This is a genomic window from Kaistia defluvii (assembly GCF_040548815.1).
Taxonomy (GTDB): Bacteria; Pseudomonadota; Alphaproteobacteria; order Rhizobiales; family Kaistiaceae; genus Kaistia; species Kaistia defluvii_A.
The window spans coordinates 714,091-727,985 of sequence record NZ_JBEPSM010000001.1 but is presented as its reverse complement, the minus strand read 5'-3'; the positions used below and the strand labels follow the sequence as shown (position 1 = coordinate 727,985).

13 protein-coding genes are annotated in these 13,895 nt (G+C 63.9%); 3 read left to right on the top strand and 10 right to left on the bottom strand.

Annotated elements, in window-relative coordinates; genetic code table 11:
* Positions 1–69: 69 nt before the first annotated feature.
* Together ABIE08_RS03465 and epmA are read right to left on the bottom strand one after the other, a co-directional pair.
* Complete coding sequence (locus ABIE08_RS03465; protein WP_354548773.1) at positions 70–1,140, bottom strand: lysine-2,3-aminomutase-like protein; 1,071 nt, start codon at positions 1,138–1,140, stop codon at positions 70–72.
* 15 nt (positions 1,141–1,155) lie between these two features.
* The gene (gene epmA, locus ABIE08_RS03460; RefSeq protein WP_354548771.1) at positions 1,156–2,199 is read right to left on the bottom strand and encodes an EF-P lysine aminoacylase EpmA; all 1,044 of its coding nucleotides are present in this window, start codon (positions 2,197–2,199) and stop codon (positions 1,156–1,158) included.
* 142 nt (positions 2,200–2,341) lie between these two features.
* Between epmA and efp the strand changes: the two genes are divergently transcribed.
* Together efp and ABIE08_RS03450 are read left to right on the top strand one after the other, a co-directional pair.
* Complete coding sequence (gene efp / locus ABIE08_RS03455; RefSeq protein WP_266331805.1) at positions 2,342–2,908, top strand: elongation factor P; 567 nt, start codon at positions 2,342–2,344, stop codon at positions 2,906–2,908.
* A gap of 431 nt (positions 2,909–3,339) precedes the next feature.
* Positions 3,340–4,851, top strand: coding sequence for a putative bifunctional diguanylate cyclase/phosphodiesterase (locus ABIE08_RS03450; RefSeq protein WP_354548769.1), 1,512 nt, complete (start codon positions 3,340–3,342; stop codon positions 4,849–4,851).
* Between the two features lie 132 nt (positions 4,852–4,983).
* On the opposite strand, the gene ABIE08_RS03445 is transcribed toward ABIE08_RS03450, so the two are convergent.
* The 7 genes from ABIE08_RS03445 to ABIE08_RS03415 all read right to left on the bottom strand — a co-directional run bounded on the left by ABIE08_RS03445 (position 4,984) and on the right by ABIE08_RS03415 (position 12,130).
* On the bottom strand, positions 4,984–5,487 hold the full coding sequence (locus ABIE08_RS03445; protein WP_354548767.1) for a pyridoxamine 5'-phosphate oxidase family protein: 504 nt from the start codon (positions 5,485–5,487) through the stop codon (positions 4,984–4,986).
* 148 nt (positions 5,488–5,635) lie between these two features.
* On the bottom strand, positions 5,636–6,382 hold the full coding sequence (locus ABIE08_RS03440; protein ID WP_354548766.1) for an outer membrane protein: 747 nt from the start codon (positions 6,380–6,382) through the stop codon (positions 5,636–5,638).
* A 579-nt stretch (positions 6,383–6,961) separates the two neighbouring features.
* Complete coding sequence (locus tag ABIE08_RS03435; RefSeq protein ID WP_354548764.1) at positions 6,962–8,308, bottom strand: hemolysin family protein; 1,347 nt, start codon at positions 8,306–8,308, stop codon at positions 6,962–6,964.
* Between the two features lie 173 nt (positions 8,309–8,481).
* Complete coding sequence (locus ABIE08_RS03430; RefSeq protein WP_354548762.1) at positions 8,482–9,012, bottom strand: dihydrofolate reductase family protein; 531 nt, start codon at positions 9,010–9,012, stop codon at positions 8,482–8,484.
* 375 nt (positions 9,013–9,387) lie between these two features.
* The gene (locus ABIE08_RS03425; RefSeq protein ID WP_354548760.1) at positions 9,388–10,623 is read right to left on the bottom strand and encodes an HlyD family secretion protein; all 1,236 of its coding nucleotides are present in this window, start codon (positions 10,621–10,623) and stop codon (positions 9,388–9,390) included.
* Positions 10,616–11,125 (bottom strand): hypothetical protein, encoded by a 510-nt coding sequence (locus tag ABIE08_RS03420; protein WP_354551561.1) that lies wholly within the window; start codon positions 11,123–11,125, stop codon positions 10,616–10,618. Before ABIE08_RS03420 ends, ABIE08_RS03425 begins: the two co-directional genes overlap by 8 nt.
* Before the next feature lie 189 nt (positions 11,126–11,314).
* Positions 11,315–12,130, bottom strand: a complete 816-nt coding sequence (locus ABIE08_RS03415) for an acid phosphatase (protein ID WP_354548759.1) — start codon at positions 12,128–12,130, stop codon at positions 11,315–11,317.
* A 215-nt stretch (positions 12,131–12,345) separates the two neighbouring features.
* Between ABIE08_RS03415 and ABIE08_RS03410 the strand changes: the two genes are divergently transcribed.
* Complete coding sequence (locus tag ABIE08_RS03410) at positions 12,346–13,350, top strand: helix-turn-helix transcriptional regulator (RefSeq protein WP_354548757.1); 1,005 nt, start codon at positions 12,346–12,348, stop codon at positions 13,348–13,350.
* Positions 13,351–13,407: 57 nt separating this feature from the next.
* Here the strand turns inward: ABIE08_RS03410 and ABIE08_RS03405 are convergent, their stop codons facing one another.
* Positions 13,408–13,866: a L,D-transpeptidase gene (locus ABIE08_RS03405; protein WP_354551560.1), complete on the bottom strand. Its 459-nt coding sequence runs from the start codon at positions 13,864–13,866 to the stop codon at positions 13,408–13,410.
* Between the last annotated feature and the right edge of the window lie 29 nt (positions 13,867–13,895).

Genomic DNA, 13,895 nt, shown 5'->3' with positions numbered 1-13,895 from the left:
GGAACATTCGGCCGATCCTGCCATCGGCCGGCGGCGGATCGCAAGGCGCAGACGCCCTTGGCGCCAATCTCAGACCGCGTCGTTGAACCGATATTCGTGCGCGCCGCCATTCGGATCGATGACAGTGCCGTCCTCGCGGACATAATCCGGCCCGATCGGCACCTTGCCGTAGCCGCCGGGAATGTCGAGCACATAGGTGGGCTGGGCGAGGCCGGAGAGCCGGCCGCGCAGGGCGCGCATCAGCGCCTGACCTTCCGCGATCGAGGTGCGGAAATGGCTGGTGCCGGGGGCGAGGTCGCCATGATGCAGGTAATAGGGCTTCACCCGCGCCTCGACGAAGCCGCGCATCAGCGCCGTCATCGTCTCGGGATCGTCGTTGATGCCCTTAAGCAGCACCGTCTGGCTGACCAGCGCGATGCCGGCGTCGACAAGCCGGGCCAACGCCGCCCGGGCATCGGCCGTCAGCTCGCGTAGATGATTGGCGTGGATGGCGATATAGACGGTCTTGCCGGTGTTGCGCAGCGCCGCGACCAATTCGCCGGTGATGCGCGCGGGATCGACGACCGGCACGCGCGTGTGAAAGCGCAGGATCTTGACGTGCTCGATGGCGCGAAAGCGCTCCAGCAATTCCGCCATCCGGCGCGGCGCGATGACCAGCGGATCGCCGCCGGTGAAGACCACTTCCCAGATTTCCGGCCGGCCGCGAATATAGGCAAGCGCTGCCTCCAGCTCGTCCTCGCCGAGCATGGTCGGGCCGCCGGGGCCGACCGTCTCGCGGCGGAAGCAGAAACGGCAATAGACGGCGCATACATGCACCAGCTTCAGCAGGACGCGGTCCTGGTAGCGATGCACCAACCCCGGCACCGGACTGTGCGCATCGTCGCCGATCGGGTCGGCGCGCTCTTCCGGCAAGGTCGTCAGCTCGGCCGTCGTCGGAACGAACTGCGCCGCGATCGGGTCCTGCGGGTCGCTCGCGTCGATCAGCGTCGCCATGGCGGGCGTCACGGCCACGGCATAGCGCTCGGCCACGCGGTCCAGCCCTTCGCGCGCCGAAAGTGGCGCAAGGCCAGCTTCGACAAGCGCTGCGGGCGAACGCAGGGTCAGTGATTTTTCAAGCGGAATGACGGGTGAGCGGGACATTCCGCACTCTTTCGGTCATTCCGCCGCCGGTGTCCAGATCACCGCGTCAAGACGCGGCGCTCCGGTCGCCAGCATGACCAGGCGGTCGAAGCCGAGCGCGATGCCGGATGCCGCCGGCATGATGGCGAGCGCAGCGAGGAAATCCTCGTCGAGCGGGTAGCGGTCGCCATAGACGCGCTCCTTCTCGTCCATCTCGGTAATGAAGCGCCGACGCTGCTCGGCGGCGTCCGTCAGCTCGCCAAAACCGTTGGCGAGCTCGACACCGCAGCAATAGAGCTCGAAGCGCTCGGCGACGCGCGGATCGCCCGCCTTCGGCCGGGCCAGCGCCGCCTCGACGACGGGGTATTCGCACAGAACCGTCGGCCGGCCCTGCCCCAGATTGGGCTCTACCTTCTCGGCGATGATGCGGCTGAAAATGTCGCTCCAGCTGTCGTCATCGACGAGGCGGATACCGGTCGCCGTCGCCTGCGCCGCCAGCCCGTCGCGGTCCGGCGCGCCGTCCTCGGCGAGTGTCGCCAGCAGGTCGATGCCCGCATGACGGAGAAAGGCGTTGGCGACGGTCAGCCGCTCGGGCTCGGCGAACGGATCGGTCTCGAAGCCGCGATGGGTGAAGCGGCGTGTCTGGGCCGCCTCGGCGGCCGCGGCCAGAAGCGCGGCGCAATCCTCCATCAGCGTCTCATAGGCCTCGCCGGCACGGTACCACTCCAGCATGGTGAACTCGCAGGCATGGCGCGGACCGAGCTCGCGGTTCCGGAACACGGGGCCCAGCGTGTAAATCCGCTTTTCGCCTGCCGCCAGCAGCTTCTTCGCCGCGAATTCCGGCGAAGTATGCAGATAAAGCGGTTGCCGGGTTCCGTCGGGAAACACGCGTTCGGTGGCGAAGGCGTGCAGATGGGCCTCGTTGCCGGGCGAAACCTGCAGGATGCCGCATTCGACCTCGACGAAATCGCGGCCCAAGAACCAGTTGTGCACCGCTGCCTTGATGCGCCCGCGCGTCATCAGCAAGGGACGGCGATCCGCATGGACATGCGGCGTCCACCAGGGGGATGCACGGGTCATTCTCGCAGTTCTCCTGTCATGGACACCGGGCAAGCCTGCCGGCCTCGACGAGATTCGACTGGCGCGAAGCAGCGGAATCGCTATGGTGCGCGCCATAATCGCGCCTTTGTACGGGCGCCGACGCCAATCTGAGGATTAATTCGTGAAGGTTATCGCCAGCCAGGTCCGCAAGGGCAACATTCTCGAAGTCGATGGCAAGCTCTACGCCGTTCTCACGGCCGAGAGCTTCCATCCCGGCAAGGGTACGCCGACGACGCAGATCGACATGCGCGGCCTCGCCGACGGCGTGAAGATCTCGAACCGCTACAAGACGACCGAGCAGGTCGAGCGCGCGTTCGTCGAGGATCGCGACTTCTCCTTCCTGTTTCAGGACGGCGAAGGCTTCACCTTCATGAACACCGACAATTACGAGCAGCTGATCGTCACGCCGGCGGTCATCGGTGATGCAGCGCCCTACCTTCAGGAAGGCATGGTCGTCCGCCTGTCGATCTTCGAAGAGCAGGCCGTCGGCATCGTGCTGCCGCAGCGCATGACGCTCGAAGTCGTCGAGACCGAGCCCACCACCAAGGGCCAGACCGCCTCCTCGTCCTACAAGCCGGCGATCCTGTCGAACGGCGTCCGCTCGATGGTGCCGCCGCATATCGGCCCGGGCACGCGCATCGTCGTCCTCACGGAAGACGGCTCGTATGTCGAGCGCGCCAAGGACTAAGTAAGGCGGGCACGATCCTTCGGACGTCGCACCACCCTCATTCAACGGCGTCGGGCCATCGCCCGGCGCCGTTTTCTTTTGGCCACAGGAGAGACCGACGGAAACATCCTTAAGATGTCGGAGAGGCCTTGATTCAACCATCTTGACGCAAAACGAGGCCTCAATACGGGCATCCAGAGGAGCAGGGCCTGCACGCCAGGCCAATCAGGCGCCCAAAAGCCAACCTTACGTTGCGTCAATATAGAAATCGGAATTACTTCGGGAGCGGGTTTCGAGTCTGGTGTTTTTCCAGCTTACCCATTCTTCTATTGACTTGAGCGCATGTTATCCGTGACCCTGTGAGCAGGTCGGACTGCGTTGCGCGGCAATTATATCGAGTTATCGGTATGCTGCTTCTGCATGACAGATCGAGGGCGCATTAGGCAGTAGTCATGTTGACCGGTATCGTTTTTCTTGGTTCGATTACCTTTTTATTGGGTATCTTGGGCATTTTTGCGGCACCATTTGGCGTTACCGCAAGTATTGCCCATATGTTTATCGCCTCAGGATTGTCCCTCTACGCCCTCGCGGGATTTTACCTGTACCGAAATCTGACGCGCCTGCGTTCCGCACTCCAACTCTCCCTCGCCAAGCAGCAGGAACTCAGCACAGCGCATACCAGCGATCCCCTCACCGGCCTGCTGACGCGCAGCGCCTTCGTGCGCGCGACCGACGGCGCGCTGGCATGCTGGCGCGACGGCGGCTCCGCCGCGGCGGTCTTCCTGATGGACCTGGATCGTTTCAAGGCCGTCAACGACACGCACGGCCACGCCGCCGGCGACCGCGTGCTGGCGGAGGTGGGCAAGCGCTTTGCCCAACTGGCCAAGGACGCCACGGCGGTTGCGCGCCTCGGCAGCGATGAGTTCGCGATCCTCGCCCAAGGCGGCGCCTGGGGCGACGCCGAGTCATTCCGCCGACGCATGCAGGAATGGCTGAGCAGCCCGATCGAGATCCCCAATGGCAGCATCGAGGTAAGCGCCTCGGTCGGACTGGCGATCTCCGAGCGGAAAGACATCAACGCCGAGGCGCTGCTGCGCGCCGCCGACGTCGCGCTCTATCGCGACAAGCGGATCGCCCGCAGCAAAGCGCGCGGACTCGCGGTCTGGATCGACGAAGAAGTCGAGTATCGCCAGGCGCTCCAGACGGATTTTCATCGCGCTCTGGATGCGGGCGAGATCGTCCCCTATTACCAGCCGCTGATTGCGCTGGACGATGACCGCCTGATCGGCTTCGAGGTGCTGGCCCGCTGGGATCACCCGACACGCGGCATCATCGCGCCGGCCGATTTCATCCCGCTTGCCGAGGAGGTCGGGCGGATCGGCGAACTCTTCGACAAGCTGCTGGTTCGCGCCTGCCATGACGCCCGCGCCTGGCCCTCGGACCTTCGGCTCTCGGTCAATATCTCGCCGACGCAATTCGCCGAACCCCAGATGGCCGCGCGGATCCTCGATATCCTCGCCCGCGAGAATTTCGCGCCCGCTCGTCTGGAACTGGAAATAACCGAGAACGCGCTCGTCGACGAAGTGTCGGCGGCGCGACTGATCCTTACCACGCTTCGAAATGTCGGAGTTTCGGTCGCCCTCGACGATTTTGGCACCGGTTACTCAAGCCTGCGCCACCTCAGCGACCTGCCCGTCGACCGGTTGAAGATCGACCGCGATTTCGTCGAGCGCGCCCGGCTGAACGACGAGGGCTGGCGGATCGTGCGCGCCATCATGCAACTGGCGACGACCTTCGACCTTGCGACCACCGCCGAGGGCATCGAGGCGCCGGAGATCCTTGCCACGCTGCGCGAACTGGGGTGCGATATCGGCCAGGGCTACCTGTTCGGCAGGCCGATCTCGGCCGCGGAAACGGGCATCTGGCTCCGCGAACGCGCCGAACCAATAGCCCTCGCCTCCTAGCGAAGTCAGGGCCCTTCAACCCACAAGCCGCCCGGGAGCTCTTGGGCTTGCGGCGCACGCAACGCTCGCGCTGGCCGGCATTCAGGTCCAAACGCGCACAACAATCCTTGAACGTGGATGAGAGGCGGATGGCTACATCCGCACCGCGCCATGCTCGCCAACCGCCGGCTTGGCGCCGGTTACGGCTGCCGTCAGCATGATCGCTGCCGAAACCAGCTTGTTCGGCGAATCCCAGACCTCGCCCCGATAGGGCGTGACCGTCAGCAACCGAATGGCCGGATCGTCGGCCGAATCCCACCAGGCCTTGGCGAAGGGCGACCAAAGCTCCTTGATCTTGGCGCGATCATTGCTGAGCTCGGCCTTGCCGTTGATCACGACATACTTGCCGCCGGGCGAATCCGAGAAGCCGAGCATCACGTCGGGATAGGTCTCAATGTGGTTGTAGCGGGCTGCTCCCTTATCGACCAGGAAGTAGAAGGCGCGGGCCTCCTTGTCGACATGGGCGGTCAGCGGCCACTGCTCCAGCTTCTCGCCGGTCCAGGTGCTGAACAGCGCAAACTGGATCTTCTCTGTCAGTTCCCAGGCCCGCGCTTCGATTTCCGCGAGCGACTTGCCGTGATCTTCTTCATGAGCCATCTGGGCCTCCTTTGGTTCGCGGAGAAAACGCGGGCAAAGGAGTTTGGTTGCCTGACGGCCCGCCCCGCCCCCATCGGCGGAGCGACACATGGGCGGGCAACAAAAAGGGCGGCCCGAAGGCCGCCCCGTAGTGTCGCAGACCTAAGGCTTAGAACTTGTAGTTCAGGCCGGCCTTGAGCGTGTGGAAGTGCGTGTCGGCGTCCACCGTGAGACGCGCACCGTCGAAATTCTGGTCGATGATGTTCTGGCTGCCAAGATCGACATACAGATATTCGGTCTTGAGCGTGATGTTCTTGGTGATGCCGTATTCAAAACCGGCACCCGCGGTCCAACCATACTGCGTGTCGGACGTGGAAGCATTGAACCCGCCACCGCCGAGATTTGCCGAAATCTCAGACTTCACGTCACCATAGGCGAAACCACCCGTGCCGTAGAGCAGCAGGTTATCGAGGGCGTAGCCGATGCGACCCCGAACCGTGCCGAACCATTCGACCTCAGAACCGGCCTCAAAGTTTACGTTGCCACCAAAACCGTTGATGTTGCCCGAAAGCTTGCCCTCATAGGAGGCTGCAGCGATGTCCGCCTCGACACCGATGACCCAATTGGGATTGAACTGCCAGTTGTAGCCGATCTGGGCGCCGCCAAAGCCGCCGCTGGCATCCTGCTTCAGGTCGCCATTGATAAAGTTCTGACCATCGCTGCTAACGTTGAGCGGATACTTGAAGTCGCCGGCGGCGACGCCGCCATGGACACCGACATAGAAGCCGGTCCAGTTGAACACTTCCGGAGCCGCAGCGACGGGCGCCGGCTCGTAAGTAAGATCCGCAGCGTGAGCAGCAACGCCCCCCATTGCCAAGATCGAAGCCACCGTAAGACTACGAATTGCGAATTTCATTGCTGAGCCCTTCGCTCCTAAGATTTCACCCAAACCAGGTCGTGGTACTGCCCCGTATGGCTTCATCGTCTAGCCGATCCCAGCCGCGCTGGCTGTTGCAGCGTTGCATCACGTAGGGGAATCTCGCGTAAAGGAATATATGGTGAGGACATAATATAATAAGCCATCAGAACTTATCGGCTTCGAAACATCTGAATGATCGAGATTTTTGCCGACCATTACGTCTAGGTAAAGCGCTGCGTTGCTGTGAAAACGCTGTCAAAAAAGTGGAGAGAGGCACAGCGAAGCCCGCCCCGAAAGTAAGCCTGCCGTGCTTGATGCTATCGGGGCCAACCGGAACCATGCTGGAGATTCGGGCGGAGCTGCGGTGGCGCGCTATCGAGACCCGCATGTGCGGATCCAGGCGCCTGATAGCCCGGGTCCGCTACGCGTGGGGGGCGTGGGGTCAAGGCGAAATGGCAGGCATACCGCCTTGATGGTATCGGCTCTGGCTATCCGCGCGCCGTGAACAGCCGAAACGCCTGACCCTGTGACGGTCGCGCCTTCTCGGCGCGACCGGGGCCGGCTCGTTCGAGCTTCTTAGTCTTCAGAGACCCCAGTCGCCGAAGGCACCGGCTGCACGAGCAGCTTGTCAATCCGCCGGCCGTCCATATCGACGATCTCGAAGCGCCAGTCTTCATAGTCGAAGCGCTCGCCAACCTTCGGGATATGGCCAAGCTGGGCCAGGGCGAACCCGGCGATGGTATGGAACGCCCCATCCGCCGACCGCAGCCGAAATCCCAGCCGGTCGAAGGCCGCATGCGCCGGCATCATGCCATCGAGCAGCAGGGAACCGTCATCGCGCTGGACTACATCGGGATCCTCGCCTTCGGCGCTGGGCAGGTCGCCGGCGATCGCCTCTAGGAGATCCGTCTGGGTGACAATACCGTCCATGCTGCCATATTCGTCGACGATGATCGCCAGGCGGACCGGCGCCTTCTTGAACTGGTCGAGCACGCGGAAGATCGGCGTCGCCTCGTGCACCACCATGGGCTGGCGAAGCACGGCGAGCGGATCGATCGGCTTGCCTTCCAGAACCTGGCCCAAGAGATCCTTCTTCAGGATCATGCCGATGGGCTCGTCGATGCTTCCGCGCGCGACCAGGAGTTGCTCATGGCGAGATTCGCCGATGCCCCGCAGGATTTCCTCGGGACTATCCTCGGAATCGACCCAATCGATCTCGAGGCGCGGTGTCATGATGTCGGCAATGCGCCGGTCGCCGATGTTGAAGACGCGCTCGACCACTTCCTGCTGCGAATAGTTGAGCAGTCCGCCTTCCTGGCTGGCCGCGATCAGCAGCTTCAGTTCCTCCGGCGAATGAAGCGATTCCTCGCCGGCGCCCGGCCGCAAGCCGCACAGGCGCAGGACGAGATTGCCGAGGCCGTTGAGCGATAGGATCGCCGGCCGCAAGACGAACAGGAAGACGCTGAGCGGCCGAACCACCCAGAGCGCCGTCGTTTCGCTGCGCTGCAGAGCCAGGCTCTTCGGCGCGAGTTCGCCCAAAACGATATGCAGCGCAGTGATGATGACGAAGGAGATTACGACGGCAATCGTATGCGACGCCGCAGTGGCGATATTGCCCGGAAGCATAGCCAGCCAGGGCTCGATCAGATGCGCCAGCGCCGGCTCTCCGACCCAGCCCAGCGCGAGCGACGAGATGGTGATGCCGAGTTGCGTCGCCGCGAGATAGGCGTCGAGATGATCGACGGCGCGCTTCAGTGCCAGCGCATTGGTCCGCCCGGCCGCCACGAGTTCCGTGACGCGGCTACGGCGGACGGCGACGAGGGCGAACTCCGCGGCAACGAAAAAGCCGTTCGCGGCAACAAGAAGCAGTACAGCAAGTATCCCTGCGAAATCAAAGATACTACTGCCATCGGAACTGGGCATGGTCTCCTCTCGGACGGCTGCTGCCGCCGCGCTTCGTTGATTGACGCCTCACTCATACCATGCCGATCCCGGACACCCGCAAGATGGGCGGCGCAACAGGACAATCAAAACGGGTATGGCGCGCGCGGCCGATGTTCCAGGGCGCGGCACAGACCCTGAAACCTGTCGCCCAGCTAGGCCGGAACATACGTCAGACGGATGACGCCCTCGCCGACCGGATCGGTGGAAATCAGGCGAAGCGGCGACCGTGGTCCCACGAAGAATGGCTTGCCGCCACCGAGCACGACGGGATGCAGGTAGAGCCGATACTCGTCAATGAGACCGAGAGTGGTGAGACTTCCCGCTAGTTCCGGGCCGGCAACCGCAACCTCCCCCACTGGCCCTGACTTCAAATCCCGCACGGCTGTCTCGAAATCCGCTCCGACCAGGGTAGCGTTGGGACCGACCGATTTCAGCGAGCGCGACACGACCCATTTGGGCTGCCGCCGCCAGGCTTGCGCAAACGCCTTCTCATCCGCGCTCCACTCCGGACGGTCCTCGTCCCAATAGCGCATGAGTTCGTAGACCCGCCGACCATAGAGGCTGCCGGTCAAGCTGCCGACCTGCTCGACCCAGTGGCGAAACAGCACTGGACCTGTCGACATCTTCTCGTGGTCGACATAGCCGTCCAGAGACTGGTTCATTCCAAAGACGAGCTTGGCCATGCTGTGCATCTCCACCGCAGGATCGTCAGAACCGCTTTCGCAACGTCGCGCGCCCGGCGCACGCTTGGCAGGAACGGCGCTTCAACCGGCGTCGCTGAAGGGCTCCCGCTTCAACCCGGCGCTAAGATTCTGCACCCAACAGAAAAGAAACGCTATCCGCTACGCCGGCTGAGGCCGAATTGATGGACCTGTCAGTCCTCTTTCCAATCCCCGCTCTCGCGGCAGTGGATTGGGCACGCTGCACGGGGCGCCATCCCATCTACGTCCCATACAAGCCCAAAAAGGCTCGAGCGCCGCCGCCATAGGATGGCGTGGCGCTCGAGCCGTTCGGGGACTTATGGAAACCGACGCCAGCCGCGCCGCAGCTGGCAGAGTTCAGTGTCCCCCGCTGAGGACCAGGGTCTGGACGGGCAGGAGGATCGCCTGCATGCGCAGGATCATGGCATGCACCAGCCCCACCGTATCGACCACATGGAGGAAGAGCCGGCGGCCGGTGCCGAGGCCCTTTTCCTCCAGCGCCTCGCGATTGTTGGTGTAGGCGTTGGCGATGCAGCTTCCGCCGGGTGGGACGCCTTCCAGCTGGCCGGCATAGAGGGGCTCCAGATAGGCGGTTATCGATCCGGGCTGACCCAGTTGCTGGACGTCGATCAACTGATCCGTCGGGCGGAACTGGCCGGAAGCCACGACGTCCTGCACCTCCGTCACCACCATGGGAATGATGGTGAAGGGTTTGCCGATGCAGGTGGCCTCCGCGATCATCCCGACCTTCAGGACCTGCGTCTCGATCTGGCCGAAGCCGGCGACCAGCGCCACCCGCCCGGCCTCGGCCGGCACGAGAATGCCCGCCGGCCGCAGCATCGGATTGACGACGTCACCCGGCCGCAGCGTGAATTGCTGCAGCGTTCCGGCGACGCCGGCGCGCACCAGCGTCTTGTCGAGTTCGACCTGCGCCTGGGCCAGGGCGGCCTCGGTGCTGGCTCGCTGGGCCGGCAGCAGTTCGGAGATCTGCGCCTCCAGCGTCTTCTTGTTGGCCATGGCAGCATCGACCGCACCCTTCTGGCCATCGACGGAGACCTGCAGGCGCTGGATCTCGCGCGTGGCGACGACGTTCGCGTTGCGCCGCATCAGTTCCTGCTTTGTATCCAGTTCATCCAGCGCTTGCTGATACGCATCTTCCGCCTGCTTGATCGTACCGTCCGCGGCCGCCAGCTGCGTCTTCGCCACGATCAACTGAGCATCGATCTCCGCGATCCGGCGCTGGGCGGCCTCAAACGCCGCCTCCTGCTTTGAACTATCGAGCTGGAACAGCGGATCGCCGGCCTGGACCTTCTGGTTGAGGCCGACAAACACCTTGGCCACGCGACCGCCGCTTTCGGGAAGGATCGAAACCGTGCGGAAAACGGCCGTGACGTTCTTGGTCGAAGGATGGAAGTAGAAGATCAGCGTGATCAGCGAGACCGTCAGGATCAGGCAGGCGCTGATGCCCCAGCGCAGCTCATACCAGACGGAATACAGGGTGATCTCGCGACCGATCTGCTTGTTCTGGATGTAGCGGCGAAACAGATAGTCGGGAAAGATCGTCAGCATCGAGCACAGCATCAGCTCAAACATGGCTCGGTTCTCCTGCCGTCTGGCGCTGCTGGGCTGCCTCAGGCATCGCCAGCGGGGCGACTTCGACGGCCAGCCGATCGGATGATGGCGCGGCAGTCACTGGCGGGTTGCCGCCCGTCGTGGCAGCGGCCAGAGTCAATTGCTCCGTGCGTTCGGCCTGTTGTCCCGCGAGCTTTTCGAGCGACCCGGCGATCGATGCCATCGGCGTCGAGAAATCGGGAATGCGAACCAGCGCCAACAACAAGCCCGCGATCCAGAAAAGGTGGTTGTGCGTGAACAGGGAAATCAGCGCCAGGACCGCGACGACCTGCATCTGGACGACATTGGTCCGGTGCGCCATGCGCTCGGGAATGGCGTGGAGCTGGAAATAGAGATTGCCGACGACCAGGATGATCGCCAGCATGAAAATGGCCATCCCGTTGAAGAGCACATCGCTCTGCCCGGGCGCGGTGATGAAGAATGGCAGGTATTCTGCCGCAACCGGATGCATGTTTCCGTCCAACGAGATGGCCTCTGGGCTCTGGGTGAAGTGGTTCTGAACGGCCTTCAGCGAGCCGCCAGATGGCGACGCCGCCGCACGGGCCCGTGCGCCGCGCACGCCCCAAGGGGAGCCAGCCGCCCGGATCCCGGGCGTCCCGGCAAAAAAAGTCCCGCCCCTGCCCTCAGGCCGAGGCGGAACTCCACGACAGAATTACTTCGTCTGAGAGAGAGCGGCAGCTTCCGCCGCGCAATCCTGTGCGGGCTTCAGGCTCTTGGCGCGCGCGGCCTCGACCTCGCCGCGAGCGGCGTTGAGATCCGCCAGGAAAACAGGGTCGGCATGCAGCCGGGCGACCGTGGCTGCCCCCATGATCCGTCCGCCGTCGACGTCGCTCTGCCAATGGGCATCGCAAACCACGCGGCTCTGCCCGAAGGCGATACCGCGCGCCAGCAGCTCGTTGCTGCGGTCCGGCGCGATCTCGGAGAGCGCGAGCGCCCAAGCCCAGCCCGCGGCCGTGTGACCGGAGGGATAGGAGCCGTCCTCACGCAGGATTGCCTCCTGGTCCGGCGTACAGGTTCCCTCGTTGTGGACGGCGAAGGGCCGGGTCCGCTCGTACTTGTTCTTGACGCCATAGGTCGAAAGGCCGGCGTCCGACAACAGCTTGACCATCAGGCCGTAGAGACGCGGCGTATTCGCCTCATCGATCGGAACGCCAAGGGCGCACGAGAAATTTTCGGCCGGCTTCGGGAAAGCAAGATCCGCATCCTGAGTAGCGAGCTTCCAACGTTCCGCGCCGCGCAGATCCAGCGTCGCCCGGCGCGCCTCTTCGTCCCGGGCCAAGGCCGCACTGCCGGCGGCGGGCGGCGGCCCGAGCAGCATCAGGCTGTTCGGCACGTCGGCTCGCTCCAGATAGCCGGGCGCGATCGTGAAATGCGCGTCGGTGACCTTGGGGCCGGCATCGGCCGCCTGCGCGACGGCCTGACCGCCGAGCGCGAGCAGCGCCAGCAGGGAAACTTGTGCGACCCGCACCGCAGTCCCGATCCTCGACATCGCCATCCCTTCTCACATTGCAATCAGAAAGAAAGCCAGCCCTTGGCGGGCAGGCTCCAAGGCGAGCTTCTGGGTCATGAGCCGCCGGTCCGTCTTGCCATTTCGCGCCATTCGCCCCGGGCTATACTCCTCCCGCCGCAATTCCCCGCGATTCGGCATGGTGAAGAGCATAGCCCCGGCTGCGGCGAGGTCTGATGACAAGTATCCCGTTGACGCGCGGGCAGTTCCTCCTGCCCTTCGTCAGCATCCTCGACGAAATCGGCGCGCCGACGGAGGCGCTGCTCGGAAAGTCCCGGCTGCCCTCCTCCCTCGCCGAAAAGAGCGAGCTCTATTTGCCGCTCCTGCCCGCCTTGCGCTTCGTCGAGACCGCGCAGAGAACCCAAGGCATAGAGGAATTCGGCTATATGGCGGCCCAGCGCCTGCATTATTCTCATATGCGGGAGAAGACGCGGGCCCTGATCGCGCATGCGCCGACGCTATTCGTCGCGCTCCGGCACGCCTGCTATTGGGCGTCGCGGGAAGACACCATCCTGAGCATGTGGATCGAGCATGACGTGGATCATGTGCGGGTCTGCAGCACGCTCTCGGGCACGGGAGGAATGCTGCATCTGAAATACGCGCAATGGATCCAGAACATCTTCCCGATCCACATCGTCCGGCAATTCGCGGGGCCAGACTGGATGCCGACGGCGATCGGCTTCGAATCGGCCTATTCGCCGGGACCAGAAACCCGATCCCACTGGCCGAATGTGCGGTTTCACTCCAACCAGCCCGCCGCCTGGGTCAGCCTGCCCGACACGCTGCTGAGCCTCTCCAATCCAGCGGCCGCCTCGTTTGTGCCCAGCCGGAGCCAAGAGGGAGACGGCCCTTCCGACTATGACATCGTCGAAACGCTCAAACTGATGCTGCCGGCCTATCTCGAAGAGGGAACGATCGCTCTGGCCGATGTCGCGGATATCGCCGGCCTCAGCCCGCGGACGCTGCAGCGCAAGCTCGCCCATCTCGGCCTGACCTATTCCGACATTCTCGAAACGGCCCGATATGAGACTGCGAGCCGGCTGCTGCGCGACACCGATTGCCGGATCATCGATGTCGCCTTTTCCTCCGGTTATACGGACCCGGCGCATTTCAGCCGCGCGTTCCGACGGATCTCCGGCACGACCCCGCGCCAGTTCCGGGAACGGTCGCGCCTCCTCTAGCGGACGGACTCCGCATTTGATGGACGTTCATCGCCATCCGGGCCGAAGCGGGATGGATCAGCGCCTCACGACGACTGGCGTACCGACATTCACCCGACCAAACAGGTCGAGAATATCCTCATTGTGCATTCGGATGCAGCCGAAGGACACGAACCCGCCCACCGAGTTCGGCTGGTTGGTGCCGTGGATGGCATATTCCCCACCCGCGAGCGTCATCGCCGCGGCTCCCATCGGATTGGCCGGCGATCCCGACGGGATGAAGTCGGGCACGTTCGGGCGGGCTCGCTTGATGGCCGCGGGCGGCGCCCAGTTGGGACGCAGATGCTTGCCATCGATCGAGGACGCGCCGACCCACTGGCGTCCCGACCGGCCGACGCCGACCAGGTATCGCAGGGCGCGCCCTCCGGGCAGAACCAGGTAGAGCCTGCGCTCCTCGGTGCGCACGACGATCGTTCCGGGCGGATCGCCGGCGGTAAAGGCTACGAGTTCGCCGGCGAAAGAACCGCTTGTCGGAATGACCGCCAGGACGAGGGAAACGAGAAGCG